Source organism: Dysgonomonas sp. PF1-14, from assembly GCF_029892965.1.
GTDB lineage: Bacteria > Bacteroidota > Bacteroidia > Bacteroidales > Dysgonomonadaceae > Dysgonomonas.
Genome location: NZ_JARXWN010000017.1, coordinates 81203 through 97819 on the forward strand (window position 1 = coordinate 81203; position 16617 = coordinate 97819).

17 protein-coding genes are annotated in these 16617 nt (G+C 45.0%); 10 read left to right on the forward strand and 7 right to left on the reverse strand.

The genetic code is table 11. The features are described from left to right. Positions 1-46: 46 nt before the first annotated feature. From M2448_RS17060 to M2448_RS17090, 7 genes are all read right to left on the reverse strand, one after another. Complete coding sequence (locus tag M2448_RS17060) at positions 47-1525, reverse strand: hypothetical protein (protein WP_280647350.1); 1479 nt, start codon at positions 1523-1525, stop codon at positions 47-49. 147 nt (positions 1526-1672) lie between these two features. Beyond that, a complete protein-coding gene (locus M2448_RS17065) occupies positions 1673-2641 on the reverse strand; it encodes a DUF935 family protein (RefSeq protein WP_280647351.1) in 969 nt (322 codons plus the stop codon). 12 nt (positions 2642-2653) lie between these two features. Next, a complete protein-coding gene (locus tag M2448_RS17070) occupies positions 2654-3442 on the reverse strand; it encodes a chromosome partitioning protein ParB (RefSeq protein ID WP_280647352.1) in 789 nt (262 codons plus the stop codon). Positions 3443-3453: 11 nt separating this feature from the next. Then, positions 3454-3870, reverse strand: coding sequence for a phage protein Gp36 family protein (locus M2448_RS17075; RefSeq protein WP_280647353.1), 417 nt, complete (start codon positions 3868-3870; stop codon positions 3454-3456). Next, a complete protein-coding gene (locus tag M2448_RS17080) occupies positions 3857-4147 on the reverse strand; it encodes a hypothetical protein (protein WP_280647354.1) in 291 nt (96 codons plus the stop codon). Before M2448_RS17080 ends, M2448_RS17075 begins: the two co-directional genes overlap by 14 nt. 1 nt (position 4148) lies before the next feature. Next, entirely contained in the window at positions 4149-5735 is a 1587-nt protein-coding gene (locus M2448_RS17085; RefSeq protein WP_280647355.1) for a hypothetical protein, read from the reverse strand. 1 nt (position 5736) lies between these two features. Continuing rightward, a complete protein-coding gene (locus M2448_RS17090; protein ID WP_280647356.1) occupies positions 5737-6189 on the reverse strand; it encodes a helix-turn-helix domain-containing protein in 453 nt (150 codons plus the stop codon). A 140-nt stretch (positions 6190-6329) separates the two neighbouring features. Here M2448_RS17090 and M2448_RS17095 point away from each other — a divergent pair, with 140 nt between their 5' ends. The 10 genes from M2448_RS17095 to M2448_RS17140 all read left to right on the forward strand — a co-directional run. Then, entirely contained in the window at positions 6330-7343 is a 1014-nt protein-coding gene (locus M2448_RS17095; protein WP_280647357.1) for a hypothetical protein, read from the forward strand. Between the two features lie 65 nt (positions 7344-7408). Then, positions 7409-8899 carry a hypothetical protein gene (locus M2448_RS17100; RefSeq protein WP_280647358.1) on the forward strand — a complete coding sequence of 497 codons (1491 nt, stop codon included), beginning with the start codon at positions 7409-7411 and terminating at the stop codon, positions 8897-8899. Positions 8900-8903: 4 nt separating this feature from the next. Next, positions 8904-9314, forward strand: a complete 411-nt coding sequence (locus tag M2448_RS17105) for a structural protein P5 (protein ID WP_280647359.1) — start codon at positions 8904-8906, stop codon at positions 9312-9314. A 4-nt stretch (positions 9315-9318) separates the two neighbouring features. Continuing rightward, positions 9319-9765, forward strand: a complete 447-nt coding sequence (locus M2448_RS17110) for a hypothetical protein (protein WP_280647360.1) — start codon at positions 9319-9321, stop codon at positions 9763-9765. After that, the gene (locus M2448_RS17115; protein WP_280647361.1) at positions 9707-10108 is read left to right on the forward strand and encodes a hypothetical protein; all 402 of its coding nucleotides are present in this window, start codon (positions 9707-9709) and stop codon (positions 10106-10108) included. Before M2448_RS17110 ends, M2448_RS17115 begins: the two co-directional genes overlap by 59 nt. Next, complete coding sequence (locus M2448_RS17120; RefSeq protein WP_280647362.1) at positions 10090-10713, forward strand: hypothetical protein; 624 nt, start codon at positions 10090-10092, stop codon at positions 10711-10713. The genes M2448_RS17115 and M2448_RS17120 overlap by 19 nt, the downstream gene beginning before the upstream one ends. A 9-nt stretch (positions 10714-10722) precedes the next feature. Further along, positions 10723-11178 (forward strand): hypothetical protein, encoded by a 456-nt coding sequence (locus M2448_RS17125; RefSeq protein ID WP_280647363.1) that lies wholly within the window; start codon positions 10723-10725, stop codon positions 11176-11178. Between the two features lie 303 nt (positions 11179-11481). Continuing rightward, complete coding sequence (locus tag M2448_RS17130; protein WP_280647364.1) at positions 11482-14895, forward strand: hypothetical protein; 3414 nt, start codon at positions 11482-11484, stop codon at positions 14893-14895. Next, positions 14892-15842 carry a hypothetical protein gene (locus M2448_RS17135; protein ID WP_280647365.1) on the forward strand — a complete coding sequence of 317 codons (951 nt, stop codon included), beginning with the start codon at positions 14892-14894 and terminating at the stop codon, positions 15840-15842. The genes M2448_RS17130 and M2448_RS17135 overlap by 4 nt, the downstream gene beginning before the upstream one ends. A gap of 1 nt (position 15843) precedes the next feature. Then, the coding region (locus M2448_RS17140) for a hypothetical protein (RefSeq protein WP_280697190.1) at positions 15844-16617 on the forward strand (774 nt) is incomplete at its 3' end.

The window sequence follows — 16617 nt, forward strand, 5'->3', positions numbered from 1 at the left end:
GCTCGCGACCCGAACAAAGGAAAGTCTCGCAAGATGCTTTCCTTTGTTATTTTTTATAGAAGTACGCGACTAAGTCCTTAACAGCAAACGTGACGGGCTCTTTATTCAGGCGTATGATAATGATCTTTTCTACCTTGTCTATCCTGTTGCCTTGCAGCGCGGCTTTCATTCCGTCATACAGTGATCTTGTTGAATATTCACGCTCAAATCTTATAATTACCTCGCCAACACCTTGCTTGTTTGCTTCACGTATCGACCGCTGCATGGCGTTTTTGCCTATTTCCGTTACCGGATGCTTGGCGTCCGAGAACATACCAGTTGACAGGTTAAAAGCATCGGGGTTTTTTACATTCTCTGCCACGCTTGGCTTGAGTAGCTGGTATTTGCCCCCTCTGTCAGCCATGAACTTGTATGTCTTCAAGTTTTTAGCTCTTTCGTTACCCTGTTGCCTTACTATCTCGAGGTAGCCACCATCAGCGCCGTGATAGACTTCTTTGCTGTCTTCATATTCCTTGTACAGCCTTTTGCCCTCTGCCGTCACATCAAAGCGCAGCGCTTCGTCTGTATGCTTGTAGTACGGCGTTTCTTTGGTGTTGATAAATTCGGCGGTTTTGGCAGGGTTGCCCGTAAATATATTGTTCCAGTCGGACGGTTTCACAGGTACGCCCGCTGCCTCTTTGTCGGTAGCCCTTACGCTGTGGTCGCAGTTAAAGTCGCTGGGCGGCATCAGCCATTCCCATACCTCGTGGTCGATAGGCAGAATAGTGCCTACAAATATCTCGTGACTTTCGCGCGGTACGGTCGAGCCAGTCGGCATATATTCTAAATTCGGGTACAGGTGCTTTGTTTTCTCGAACTTCTTGAAGTTTGCCGCCGCGCGTGCCCGCCTTACCGCTGTGTTGTATTCGGTGCGCAGCCATTGTTCATTGTACTTTTCCGAAATCTTAAGGGCTTCTTTCTTGAATTGGCTATATGGTACAAGCTTGCCCTCGTTGTCATACATCAGGGCGGCTATTTCTTTGGTCTGCTGGTGATTCTTGAACGCAGCAAAAACGGCGGCATTCTCTTTGAACTGCCTTGCGAAGTCTTCGTCTACATCGTTACGGGTGAGTGTAGTATCTATACCATTTTGCAGAACATCGTTTGTTATATCGAAGAACTTTTTGTTTATCAGTTCCTCGCCCCTGTTGCCGTAGACTTCTTTTATAGCTTCATTTATCAGCTGGTCTATATTGATGCTATACCCGTCAGATAGTTGTATCTTTCCCGTTATACGCCTCGTCAAGTTCCCTTTGAAGCTCTGAAATGCCCCGCTCCACTTCGTCGGGGCGACTGCGAAAAAAGAAAATGCCTTATCCCAAAGTTGCAGTAAGAAAAAGCGGTCGTCATGAAGTTTCTGCTCTTCGTCCTTTTTCCCTTTGTCTTTTTCCTGTTTAGGGTCGGCAGGCGGGTTTTTGTCTTTTTTCTCTTCCTCTTCCTTATCTTTTGGCTCTTCTGTTGCAGTTTCCTGCCGCTTCTTTGCCAAGACTTCGCCCTCTTTGGGTGATGGTATGCCGTATTTGTCATAAAGCCACCATGTCGGAATATCGAGTACATCGCTAAGACTGATAATCTCTGATACATTTAATGGCTCTACTGCCGACGGGAAAACGAATTTACCCCCTTTTACATTTTAGCCTTTCAGCTCAAGTAAGGGTTTAAGGTATGTATTGAGTACCTTTTCGACAAAGCGCATATCTGATTTGTTGATGGCTTCCTCTACTTCTTTGTGTACCTCACCCAGCGAGCGAGCCCCTTTGTCTCCTGCAATAGTCGTCAGCGTATTGCCCAGCACTGTTATAAGCATTTCCTCATTGCATGCTTGCCGGAACTCATTGAATGAAGTGCCGGACGAATTGCCGCCCGAATCCTTTACTGTTTCTACGTCCGATTCTTTGGGAATAACCAGCCACGGGGCTGAGCCTGCATTTTTGAAAGCCTCTTCAAGCAATATGCGGCTTTGCGGGTCGTAGCTCGAATATTTACCGATACGCTGCGGCATAGCGAATAGTTCGAGCCACTGTGCATAGTCGCCAAAGCCCCCGCGTTTCCATATAGCAAAAGGTGCGGTCTTTAAGAACAGCCCGTAGTCGCGCTTATCACCCAGTACGATCAGGTGCGGGTCGTTGATGTAATCAATGCCCCGCTCGTCAGTATCGTTTATCAGTATGGTGTTGTTATCCAAATTGATATGCTTGGGCGGTATAATGTCTACGGTAAATTCGTTGTCGAATCGGCATTCTACCCCGCCACGCGAATAAGCCTTGTAGTTCATTATACCTGTTATGAGCTTTTCCCAACTCAGCGATTCCATAAGGTTGTCTACATCGTCGCTGCTTTCGTTGTTCTCCAGTTGGAATACAAGCTCTGCATTGGTGATAGCTTCTACCCTGTTGCTCCACGCCCTGAATAATACAGAATCTATCAATAGGTCTTCATAGAGTTCAAACAGCGTCTTGACGCGACCACTATCTGCCGAGCGTATGGCATTACGCCATACCGACACATCAGAAGTGCGTCTGCTTGGGGCTTTGACTATAATTTGAGGTAAGACCGCTGGGGTGTTACTCTTGTTTCTTCTATTTTGTACTTTCCTTGCCATAATTAATTAAATTTACTTACCCAACGATTTTATTAAATCGATCTCTCTGTCTGACAATTTCCATACTATATCATTGCTTTTTTCCGCAGCCAGCTTTTCCGCAGCCAGCTTTTCCGCAGCCAGCTTTTCCGCAGCGACTTCGTTTGAAATAAGGAAACCGTTACCGAATATGCTTTTCTTGGCATTCTTTTGCGATTCTAAAGCCTTGCAATATGCTACATCTTTTTTTGCGATATTTAACGGTATTCCTTTTTCAACGATGGACGACACCATGCTTACAGTTAAGACGTTATCCGGATACTGATATTTAGGCAAAGTGACAGCATCCTTTTTTTTATTCGCTTCTTTCAGTTTGTTGTACAGATCGGGAACGCCAAGTATGATAGTGTCTGGAAAGATATTTGCGCGAAAAGAAGTTTTCACCTGCGCACCGTTTTCATAGATTATATCAGCACCACATACTACATATGTGCAGTTTTCCAGCAGCGAGGAAAAAAGTGTCAGGTGTGGGCTGAATAAGAAATATTTGATATTATTTTCGGTATAATAACGGCATATCTCCGCAATGATCGAAAAAGGCGGGTTGTCAATGACTATACAATTTTCGGGGTATATGAATTTTTTGTAATCGCCGCCCGGATAGAACGGTCGCACGACTTCCATACCTGCCAGATCGTAATTTTCAGCCACCCAATTTAAAACACAGTCGTAGATTGCTGGCGGTGTATAGCAGTCGTCAGTCGTTTTTTTAGGTTTGAACTTGTCTACAAATGCCTCGTATTCGTCAAATAGATTATTCATTTTGTTTATAATTAGTAATGTTGTCCCCGTTTGGGGTTACTTCCAAATTTTATAATGCCTGTCCCGTTTTCGCCGTTTTCATCTTCCTGTACAGGCAGATCGGGGTCTATATCACCTTTCTGTACGCCGCGCAGCCAAGCTATTGCCCTGTCGTAGCGGTCTTGCCGCAATTTCAGTTCATGCCCCGCATTGCACAATACCAAAAAGTGCCATGTAGCTATGTCCTTTATCCATATCAAAAGCAAGGGGTTGCGCTGGTCGCCCATCGCCCCGAATACTTTTTCGAGATCGTATGCTTTTAGGTAGCCTTTCGCTTCTATTATCGCGCCCTGTATGGCTGCCGTGAGTATTGTCGGGTCGTTGCGTTGTATGACATCGACATTTTCAGCGTACAGGTGCGTCTTCATTTCCTCATTAGTAAGAAACATAGCCGTCAGGGTTTAGAGTGTCATAAAAGCAAATCTTATCAAAGTCCTCACCTACCTTGAGCCCGTTCCTTAGCAGCCCGATACGCTTCTGTGCCTGTATCTGCTGTCTGTTCCATGCCTTGTACTCATAGCCGAAAAAGAAGACACGGTAGCGCTTGCCCGTTTTAGCATGCAGCTTGTCTGCTTTTACTATAGCCTTAGCCAAAAAATAACTATTACCCTTAAACCGGATATAAAGCTTTACAGCGATGTTTTTGATACGTTTTTTCAGTCTCATATTAAAATTTATTAGAGCCTCTTTCCCTAGTTCCTACAGTGTAAGAGCTGGGTGTAAGCTGGCTTAGTTTACTATTAGCGATGAAATACCCGCCCTCGATGCAGTCTACACCGTCGGCAGGTGCTGACAGGCGGGGTGTAACCATTTTGAATTGTTCCTCAAGGCGCTGCATGTGCGGGTTGCCTCTTTCACTTTCGTTCAGTATCAGGTTGCCTTGTCTGTTTAGTGGCTCAAGGTTACCCTCAATACGTGCAAACTTGTCAGGCTTGCGGCGTTCATCGGGCGTAATGTTTATTATCTTATTGTATTTGTCCCGTGCCTGTGCAAAAAGTGGAATAAAGACCTGTTCATAGAATGGGTTTTGCAACGTATTATTCTCGATATAGTTGTAGACCTGATTGCGGTCTTTTACAAATTTGTCAATATGATAAAACCAATCTACAAACTCGGAATTGGTAACCCTGTCTAAATAGCCCGTAATAACATAAAGCCTGCCCTCGTGAATGCCGATCAAAAAAGAAGATTTGTAAGAATTAGCTAAGCTCTTTGTGTTGTTGCTCGGTGATGGGTCGCTATAGTTGATAAGGAAAGGAAACGTATTTAGCGCTGGTACTTTGCCCCATGTAACCTCTTTGAATGTATCACCCTCAGATACGGGGTTATTATAGCATTCTTTTTGTACAGCCGATGCCGATACGTCAGACTGCACAATGTCTATTTGCTCTTCTGAATTTTTCTCTATCCAAACGCTCTTACCATAAAGAAAGTCGTTTTTAGGGTCGGGCTTGTTTATATTCACCATCCGGATATTTTTAATATCCCAGATGCCCCGCCCCTTTTTTGAAAGCTCAAGGGCTTTATTTCCTGCCCTTACTATTGCGCAATCCTTAGCGATAACATTGCCAGCCCACAAAGTCAGTAAGGGCTCAGACCATGAACGTGTAAAATAGAGCGCCGTTTCAAACCACTCAAATTTTTTATTGATAATATCAATATTCCTGCAATCGGCATCTGTGTCGAAGTCGTCGGGTAGTATTACATCGGGGCGCACGTTTTCTACACGCGTACCGCGCGGCGACTGCCCGGCACCCAGCGCACGGAAAGCAGCGCCTTTTTTAATTATAAATTCGCCGTCTTCCCATTTGATGCCCTTTTGCATGCCATAATAAAACTCTATGCGCTTGTTGCCCTCAAAATTACCTTTGTACGGTGCCAGTAGTCGCTCGGCATTGTCGTAGCTGTTAGATACTAAAAGCACATTCTTTTTGCGTCCGGTCAAAACCAAATACATGACAATCATCATTATTATTGTCGATTTGGCTAATTCCCTAGCCCATGACAACACTGCATAAAACTGGGGGTGTTTGATTATCATTAATATTATCACGATCTGCCATTTGGCAAATTTAGACTTGGCGTAGTTTGGGAATAGTTCATACATCCACTCTATAGGGTCGTCTTCCAGTTCCTTGCGCTTTTTTTCGCGCTCGGCATAGCTCATATTTGAATCTATGGTAGTTTCAGCCTGTATGTTCTGTACGTATTTGTCCCAGTCTAAAACCGCTTGCTTATCTACTTGCTTTGCCATTTTATCTTAACCTTTCTTTAATAAAAGCGTCGAAATACATTGTCAGTTCTTTGGCTTTGTCGAGGTCTGACAGGCGCAGCCAGTCAATAAACTGCTTTGATACGCCGATAATCTCGGATAAGCCCGTTTCCCTTTCAAGCTTTTCAATAGCTGATGCCAGCTTTGTGATAGTATCGGCTTCGCCAGTTGTCGGGAAACGTTCAGCAATGGGGCGCTCAAGTATTTTTTCTTGTAATAGCTGTAATTGTTGATATAGTCGCGCGAGCTGCTCTTCGCGTGTGATGGTGATAGAGGTCTTTAGCAGTTGCCAGTTTTCGGTATTTACCCATTTGCTCAGGGTTGCAGGTCGTACCCCTACACGTTCGGCTATTTCAGCCTGTGTAAGGTTCTCTTTTGTAAACAGCAGCTTTGCCCATTCTTTCTTTTGGCTGATTGATAACTCTTGTTTTGCCATCTTTTTTTGTAGCAAAACTAACCCGCATACGAATGGTAAAAAAGAAAAGTTACAAGGGTTAAAACAATCATTACAAGCGTTATAATAATTCTTGCCATGCCTCTTTTTTGCCTTTTTCTTTGTGAAAAACAAGCGAAAAAATGGCAAAATCACAAAATAATAACACCCATAGATTTACACTGCTTGATGAAAGTGTAGTGTCCTATGGTTTCAGAGTATTAATTACGGGGGTTGATCTGTCTCAATTCAAGCGTAATCCTATTTTTTTGAGTTATCACTTTGACGACAAACTACCAATCGGGCGATGTGTTAATGTGTGGAAAGAAAACAAGCAGATACTTATTGATGTCGAATTTGATGAAGCCGATACCGATGAAGAGGTACAGCGCATAATCGGAAAGGTGAAAAGGGGCTTTATTAAAATGGTTTCGGCAGGGCTTGCCGACCTTGTTTTCAGCGAAGACCCTAAGCTTATGCTTGAGGGGCAAACCTTACCCACTATCATAAAATGCCGCTTGCGTGAAGCTTCGATAGTTGGCATAGGAGCAAATCATAATGCCCTTAAATTCTATGACAATGAAGACATAGAGATCGACATATCAGACGAAATAAAACTATCTGATTTTATTAAACCATATAAACAAGAAAATCAAATGAACAAAGAATTATTGAAGTTATTGAACCTATCCGACAACGCCAACGATGCGGCTGTATTAGCGGCTATCGTTACGCTACAGGATAGTAATAAAACGCTTGGCGAAGAGAACACAACCCTAAAGACCAAGCTTGAAGCAGTGGAACTGGCAGATAAAACCGCCAAGCAATCGGAAGCCGCAGCTCTTGTCGATGCTGCCGTTAAGTCGGGCAAGATCAATGACGATGCAGAAAAGTCTGTGTCTAAAAAATGGCTTGAGCTATTTGATAAAGACCATGAGGGTACTAAAAAGCTACTTGACAGCCTGCCAGCCCGTCAGCCTGTAGTCGAAAAAATCGACGAAACAAAAAAAGGGAATCAGGCAGAACTTACCGATCTGAGCGCGAAGAGCTGGGACGAACTCGACAAAGGCGGCAAGCTTATCATGCTTAAAGATAAGTACCCCGAAGTTTACGCCGATAAATACGAGCAGGAGTTTGGCAAAAAACCAACTGCTTAAATCCGGTTTAAATTCGATTTAAAAAAACAATCAAAAGCAGTAATCATAACTAAACAATTAAGAAAATGAAACAAAAACATGTAATTGCACTATTGTGTGCTATAGTATTCAACGTATTGAGCGCCTCTGCCGTGTCGGTAGTATCGGGCTTGCCCTTTGCGGGTGTGCTTGGTGCAAGCGGGCTGTTGAGCCTGTTCGGAGGTACAGCTACGGGCGCTCTGAATATGGGGCTGTCTGTCGAAATATGGCATAAAGCCATTATAGGCAACCTGTTTGCAGACAATTCCTTTCTGAGCAAGGCATTTAATGCCGATGAATATGTAACGGGCAGCCTTGTACATATACCGAATGCCGGACGACCATCCAAAACAGAGAAAAACAGGACTACAGTACCCGCCGCTGCTAAGAAGCGCGAAGATAAGGACGTAGAATATAAAATGAATGAATTTACTACCGACCCTATCTACATACCGAACATCGAAACTGTCGAACTATCGTACAACAAACGTGAATCAGCAATTTCAGAAGACAGGGCGGTATTGCATGAAACTGTAGCAAATGACGTTCTTCTTTCTTGGAGTCCTACCAAAACAACCAGCATTTTGAAAACATCGGGCAGCGCCGTTGCTTCATATCTGAATGGGTCTACAGGATTCCGCAAAGCCTTGACCGTAGCCGATGTATTCAGGGTAATGACTGTGTTTAATGACAAGAATGTACCTCAAGAGGGGCGCTATGCTTTGCTTGATGCGCATATGTATTCACAGCTTTTAAACAGCATGACAGATAAAGACGCTACGGCGTTCCATGCCGCTGCCGATGTAAAAAACGGCGTAGTAGGTAAGCTGGCTACGTTTAACTTCATGCTGCGCTCTAAATCTCTTATCTATAAGGCTGACGGCACACCGCTTGAGTGGCTGGTAGACGATGAAGACGACCCGCAAACATTCGACCCGACAGATAACGCAGGGGCACTTTTTTGGTATGAGAAATATGTTTGCCGTTCTGTTGGTGAGATTAAAGCATTCGGCTCGGAAGACAACCCGCTGTACTATGGTGATATTTATTCGTTCCTGTTACGTGCTGGCGGTACTATCATGCGTGCAGACGGTAAAGGGGTTATTGCTTTGGTACAAGATACAGCGGAAGAGGGCTTCGTAGGTACAAGCACATTCTCTACTCAGGGCTTGGATATTAATTCAGGGCAGCCGGTATCTGCACAAACTTTAGAACTGTTGGTTACATCGCTTAGCGACTTGGCTGAGACAAACGCAGCACAGCAGGCATTTTTGGCAGAGTTCAAGGCTGAGCTCGACGAGCTGAAAGCAGCAACATCGACCGAAGCGGTAAGCACTGCCAGTGCTCCGGTAAATGATGCAGGCACGCATCTGACACAGGCAGCTATCAAAAGGCTAAGCAGAAGCGCGCTTGAGGCATTCATCGCTGACAATAATCTTGTAATAGAAATTACAGAGGGCATGACAAACGCCCAGCTTGCCGATGCTATTATAGCAACACTTGGCGAGGGGTATTTCTCTGAACCTGTAACAGAGTAAAGCAATGGCACGAGGACTAAGAAACAATAACCCCCTGAACATTCGCCACAATGGTGATAAATGGCAGGGGGCGGTTGTCGGAACTGATAAATCCTTCATCACATTCAGCACTATGGCATACGGTTACCGCGCCGCATTTGTAACGCTGGGTACGTATTTGTCGAAGTATGGACGCAACACGATAGATAAGATCATAAAGGCATGGGCACCTCCCGAAGATAACAACGATACTGAAGCATACATAGCACAGGTTGTAAAGTTATCCGGCATACCGCGCCATCAGGTACTGACAGCAAAGGACGGCGATGCTTATATATGTATTGTTGCTGCTATGTCAAGAGTTGAAAACGGAAAGCAGGCAATACTATCCGATGTGGTTGCAGGCTTCAATCTACAAAGCAAAATAACAAGGTAAGGTTATGGAACTAAATTTTATAGAGGTCTCGCAGTTTATTCTCGCAGTTGTAACACTGGCGACAGGCTATTTCGGTTGGAAAGCCACTTCTGAAAAGAATAAGCTGAAAGCAGAGGTCGACGGCATGAAAGCTAATAACGAGGCACAGGAAATAAAGAATCAGAACTCGTGGCTAGACCTCTATAAAAAGCTCCATGACGACCAAGCAAGTCGCCTGCATAAGGCAGAGCTTGAGATACAAGGATTAAAAAAAGCACTAACACGATTTGAAGATGCGTTCAAAAAATACACTATTTGCCCTCATGCTCCTTGTCCTATTCAGCTGGAGCTGTCGAAGCTCAAAACAAGAGACGACAAGCGAAGTAAGGGAAAGCGTACAGGAAGCCGACAGCGTGAGCCTACGAGTGACGAAGACGACCAAGCCGATAACGACCCCGCAGGCGACGGTTAAGCTTAACATCGACCCCGCCGTACTGGCAAGCCTGCCGAAAGGGGCAAAGTTTGAAAATAAACAGGGAAACGCCACAGCTACGGCAACCATTGCCGACGATGGCACACTTGAAATAACAGCCAACTGCGACAGCCTTACGCTCTTAATAGATGAACTGACAACAGAGGTGTATCGCTACAAAGAAAGTAACAAGGCACTTGTAACCAAACTAAGTAAAAAAGAGACTATAGCGCTTAGCGGTTGGCAAAATTTTCAGATATGGTGCGGGCGCATCCTGCTGGGGTTATTTATAGTATTCATAATTTATAAAAAAATAAAATCAAAATGGCAGAAGAAAAAATAAGAGTAAAATGGCGAGTTGCAGGTATTGACTTCTCAGACAATACCGATATAGTAGACAAAGCTACAGCATTAGCCGCTGAATGGAAGACTGCGCCTGACACCTTGCGTGATGATGAACTTCTAATAACGCCGCCTACAATTAACAAGACACCTATCTACTCGCATGAAGCCGATTCACCTGTGGAGAATGAAATTACGATAGGAGACCCAAGAAATATAGCCGGCTCATTTATTCGTATGACAATAGCGCAACTTGTAGAATTAATTGGGGGTAATTCAGATGGTACAGCTTATCTGATGGAAGATGTCCTCAAAATTTTACAAAAAGCAATAAGAATCAGATTTCAAGGCGGTGGCTGGGTAGTATATCCACGCGTTGAGGGCTATGTTCTGTTAGATATGAATGTGGGATATAACAGCAGGGTTAAAGCTCCTTTTGATTTCACTCCGCTAGTTCCTGCTACAGGGGGCAATATAGTTGGAATTTGGGAAACAGATGTAACAGCTGTCATTCCGGCACCACAAACAATAGTGGCTAAGGCTATGCCTCTCAGCGCTCCTGTAACTACTACAGAAACGACAACAACGTCAACAACCAAGAAATAACGTTGATCTATGGCTGATACACAGGTAAAAGCCGCTAACCTGTTACTTGAAAGGGGTATTCGGATTACAATACCCGATGCCCCTTTTTGGGACAGGATAAGGCGCAACAACAGAATACACATTCGCCCGCTTCGGGCTGGTGCTATCATGGAAATAGCTGTATTGATGCTTGAAAACGGGCTCGATGAACGGCTCACTAATGTGGAGCTGCATAGCAGGCTCGATGTTATTGCTACTGTGATAGCGACCGCCATACTCAACGATGACGGGGCAATACAGTACAAGCGCGAAGCCCTTGCTCAAAAATTATTGTGGAAGTGTCCGGCGCATGTACTGATAAAGATATACAGGCACATCGAAAGCCTGAATCAAATAGAGGGTTTTACAGCTATTACCGCATACTTCAATCGTCAGGTACGGATGATGATGGAGAAGAGGACGGGGCAACAGGCAAAAGGGAGTTAAGAGGCTACACCGCTGGTCTTCATAGCCCTTTCGGAATCATAGGTCAATTAAAAGAGAAATACGGATATACACACCATTACATACTTTGGGGGCAGGCGTGGGTACTCTTCCTGCTTGAAATGGCAGACGCGCCACGCTATGTAAGAGGAACACCGCCCAGCGAGACAGAAACAATAACATCGGTAGCAGATGCCGCCGCCGCATTCGGTAGATAAATTGAGATTGTGCGTGCTTACAACTTGTAACTCGTCTACTCGTAACTTGTAACTTATTATGCTTGAGCCAATAGACATAGATATAAACATGAACCAAAACGTTAGCGAAGAGGCGGGCAAAGCCTCTGCTGCTAATGAACAAATGACAAAGTCGGTCGAAACCATGCAAAAGGAAATCGAACGGCTCCAAAATGTTGTACAGGATATGTCTACAGCGTTAGCTGAGCAAAGGAAACAAACAGCAGGCAGCGGTGACGAGTTCGACAATTCGACCAAGAAAATAGATGCGATGCAAGCCGCCCTCGACAGGGCTAATCTGGAGCTTGCCGTTTACAGGGCTACTACCGAGCAAATGAACAAAGCCGTACAGGACGGGGCAGACATTGCCGATGTGCTGGTAGATGCCGAGAAAGGTCTTGCAGAGACAAAAGGTGCTCTTATCGACAATGCAAAGGAGTTAATCAGCAATCAGGAAGACATAAACCAAAAGCTCGACACTGGCAGCAAATCGGCAGACACATACAGCGCATCCAATCAGATACTGAGCGTTGCCATAAAAGGAGTATGTCAGGGGCTCGGCATAGAAAATACCCAAATAGTAAATGCTATCGGCAATGTGCGGGTTATCCAAGCGGCTAAGACGGGCTGGGCTAATGCCGTCAAGATACTAAACACACAGTTAGGCTTTACCATCACTCAAAGTAAAATAATGCTCGGCTTGGGCTTGGCAACGGGCTTAGGCACTATAGTTGCCGTTGTAGCCGTCCTTGCTTCACATTTCAAAAAATTGAAAGAAGAGCAGGAAGAGATCACCCGATTAAATAAAATAGTATCGGACAGTCTGAAAGCTGCCGCCAGTGAGGGCGAAAAAGCGGCTAAAAAGGAAACAGTCGCCTTAAAATTATTATATGACGCATCGCAAAAGGAAGCTAATTCCAAGCAAGACCGGATAACAGCTGCTAACGAATTACAGAGGTTGTACCCGAAGTATTTTTCAAATCTCAGTCAGGAAGAAATACTAGCAGGAAAAGGAGCTGACGCGTATAACCGTTTGGCTTCATCTATCATTGCGGCGGCAAAAGCCCGCGCTGCTCAAGATAAGATAGTCGAAAACGAGACTAAAAAACTAGAATTAGAGGAAAAGAGAACGCAAGCCATAGCTGATAAAGAGCAGGCAGAAAGGAATAAAGAAGCAGCCGGATATAAATATAATGCTCAAAATTCGGGGGGTAACCCTTATGCCGCAAATGCCATGAATATGATGCGTGGTAAAGAAATGTCCGAAGCTACTGCTGACATCGAAGAATATAATAAGACTATTTGGCAAACGACAAAGGAAATCGGCAAGCTCGATGAAGCAAACAGGGAACTTGCAGAGGGTATAAATGTCAATGATCTGATAAAAGAAACTAAAACGCCAGCTGCGAAAAAGACCAAGACAAAAGACGACGAAAAAGAAGCGACAAAAGCCGCCGCTGATCTTGAGAAAAAAGCATACGATTACCGGAAGCGCATAGATGCGGCAACTGTCAAAGCCATACATGAGGGTGCTGAAAAGGAGCGCGAAGCCGCTAAAGCCGAATACGACCAGACACAGGCATTTCTCGAACGGGAATACAGGAGCGTTGCCGAGCTTGAGAAAAAGACGGGAAAGCCAGCCACAGAGCAGCGCACATTATTGCTCAGCTTAGACGTGGAAGCTACCCGCCAGTATGAAGCGGAGACAGGGCGCATAAATGCACAGGCAAAGGCAACGCTTGACGGTATATTCACAGAGGTAAACACCCGCTTTGCCAGTGAGCTCGACCGAAATATAACCAGCATAACCCAGTATTATGCCGAGCTTGTCAGAGAAGCGACCAAAGCAGGGGCTACCATTACGCAGATTGAAGAACTGAATGCTGCCCGCGACAAGGATATTCAGCTTGCAAGGCTGGACAACCGACAGACCGTAATTGACTTTGAAACGGACATGGCTCTTCGTAAAGAAGAACTAACCAATAAAACCTACCTGTTCCAAGCCGATAAAGAAAAAGAGCTGTTACAGATACAACTCGCAGGGCTTCAACAGACCGAACAGGCTATGCAGGAAGCTTACGACATCGCACCTACCGAAGAGCTGGCTGCCAACCTGAAAAAGGTCAAGGCGCAACAGGACGAAGTAAATAAAAAAATAGAGAAACTGCCAGCGCAGAAATTCAAAGAAGTGGCTGGCTATATCTCCGATGTGTCCGACGCGTTAATGAAAACGCTTGGCGATTTAGGCGTAAGCCTGTCCGAAGACACACAAAAGACGGTAGAGGGGTTAAATCAGGTGCTGTCGGGGCTTGCTTCTATTGATGTAACAAAACCCGTCTCGGCTATAACAGGGGGGCTGACGGCTTTGGGTGGCTTGGCTAAAACGGCATTCGGTATATTCGGCGGCGCTGACTATTCGGAATACACCGATCTGAAAAGTAAGTATGACGCATTGCTCGGTATATGGAATGACCTCATAGATAAGAAAAACGAATATCTGCGTACATCTACAGCCGATGAAGTGCGCCGCGTAGAGCAGGAAACGCTCGATCTTATCAACAAACAGGCTGATGCCGTCAGAAAACTGGCACAGGCAAGGCTTGAGGCTGGTAAAAGTTCCGGTAGCCATTCTATTGCCTACCGGATGTGGGACAGCAAGCACAATGTGTTCGATGGTAAAACATGGAAAGACGTATCCGGCGAAATATCCGCTCAGCTGGGGGTTGCATTCAATAGCATGTCTGATATGTTGGATATGTCGGCAGATCAGCTGCAATGGATAAAAGAGAATTACAGCGGCTTATGGTCGGTTATGGATGCTGATTACAGGGGGTATCTCGAACAGATCATAGAATACGCCGATCAGGCGCAGGAAGCTATCAAGGCAGCTAAAGAAGCGGCAACGGGTATATCGTTCGATAGCCTGAAAGATAATTTTCTGAATACATTATCTGATATGAGCAGCTCGGCAGAGGACTTTTCGAATGACTTTGCCGGATATATGCAAAAAGCAATCTTAAAATCAATGATAGACAGGCTGTACGCTGACAAGTTGCAAGAATTTTACGACAACTTCGCCGACTATAACAGCAACGACGGGCAGATAAGCGACAGCGAATATACCCGCCTGCAAAACCAATGGCAGGACATTGTCAATAATGCACTGGCTGAACGCGACAAACTGATGGGTATATTCGGCTGGGAGAGCGAAGCATCACGCACAGGCGCTTCGCAGGGTTTTGCCACTGCCTCGCAGGATTCGATTAATGAACTTACGGGCGGGGTGTATGCCGTACGTCAGATAGTAGGCGACATACGCAACGACAACCGCGAAGAGTTGCTCATACAGCGTACTATTACGGGGCAGCTATCTGTATTAGTCGAGCGCTCCGAATACTGGCTATACCTAGAAGAACTGCCGCGCGTGGTTAAGAAACTGGAAGATATTGACGCTTACGGGCTAAAAATGAAACTGAGAGAATGAAAGGAAGTGTAATTATTAACGGTACTGATATTTCCGACTTTGGGGCGCTGATTCTCAGAGGTGGTGATTATGATTTTCTGCCATTTCCTGCCCGCGTAGAGCCAAAGCAGAATAATTGGCATGAGCATGACGGGCTCGATGTCGATCTCACAGAGGTGTATTTCAAGGAGCGCAGCCTGTCGGTGCAGTTCTATATATCCAACGGCAACAGCCTCGAATATGAGTTTAACCTCAATTCGTTCTATGGGCTTATCGCTACCGGATATATTGATTTATACAGCCGCGAGTTTGCCCGTACATTCCGGATGCGTTACCTGTCGGTTGCCGACTATAAGCATAAAGGCGGCTTGTACAAGCAGGGCGCTAAGCAGGGATGGGTAAAGGTTAACTTTTCGATGGACGACCCGCTACAGCTTTTTACCGACCCTGCCATACGCGTACCAGCCTCAAGCAAGAATTACCCGCTGTCGGGTGTGTTGCTCAATGGCTACGATCTTGCGCAGTTCGGTATTGTTGTCAACGAATGCTACAGCAGTATGCTGGCACAGGCAGCCGTTAAAGCACCGCTAACCCGAAAATTTGCAAAATATACGGGCTTGCTGGCTTACCCAAACAGTAACCCGACATTCGAGGCTAAAGAAATAACGATCAAGTGTACAATGGCGGCTAACAGCTTGGCTGAGTTCTACCACAATTATGAGGCGTTGTTTAATCATGTCAGCCAAACGGGTGAATTGCTTATAGAGACCTATCTGGGCGGGGCATCGTGCTATTATCTGAAAATGGAGAATTTCAAAAAGCATGGGGTATTTGCGCGGGGTGTTATGGTGAGCTTTACGCTTCGGTTTATGCAGTTAGATACCGGATTGACAACCTATGTACTGGGTGCAGAGGACGGCTCGGCGCTACTCACAGAAGATAACGAATACATAGAAATAACTAAATAATATGGCTAATATTAAAATAATAAAAGGCTCTGAGTTGCCGATAGTTGAAGACATCAATAAATCGACGTTCCTAGCTTATGAAGATAAGACAGTCAGTCTTAAGTCGGGACGTATAGATTTTAAAGCGTTGATTCCTTTGTTTAGTGTGTCGCAGGAAAAAGGGCAGTCTGTTACACAAGTACCAAGTCAAAAGGCATGGACAGATGACAGTAATCTACTGCATTCATCGGTCGACACCCTCACCGCCCTTAGCCTATCCATCTATCCGCAAAGCAACTGTTGCATAGGAGAGACAGGCGCAACAATGGGCGTGAAAGGATGGAATGTACTTACACTATCAGATATTAAAGCAGGTGATACCTATAAAATTAAAGCTAAACTTGTCAGTACAGGATCGGGGAAAAAGCGCGCCTATGCCTTCTATTCATCCACGACTATTTCAGCCGAAAACTTTGTCTCCGGCGGTGAGGCTATATCTGCAGCCATTGATGTGTATACAGAAATAACCGTGCCGGAGAATGCCGTAATGTTATGCCTGTCTAAAGATAATGTAGACGGCAATTACAGTGAAGCATATAAAACAAATACCTCAGTGCTTCAACTGCTATACGATCAGCAGGATCAGGCAGATAAGCAGGTATCTGATATAAACAGCCGTATAGCCCTGCCAACATCTGTTATAGGAAATACTACGCGTGTGAATCTCTTTGGCAATACATTGTTCAATAAGTGCATACAGTACAATGACCTGTCTGTAACTTCGCCTGCATCAAGC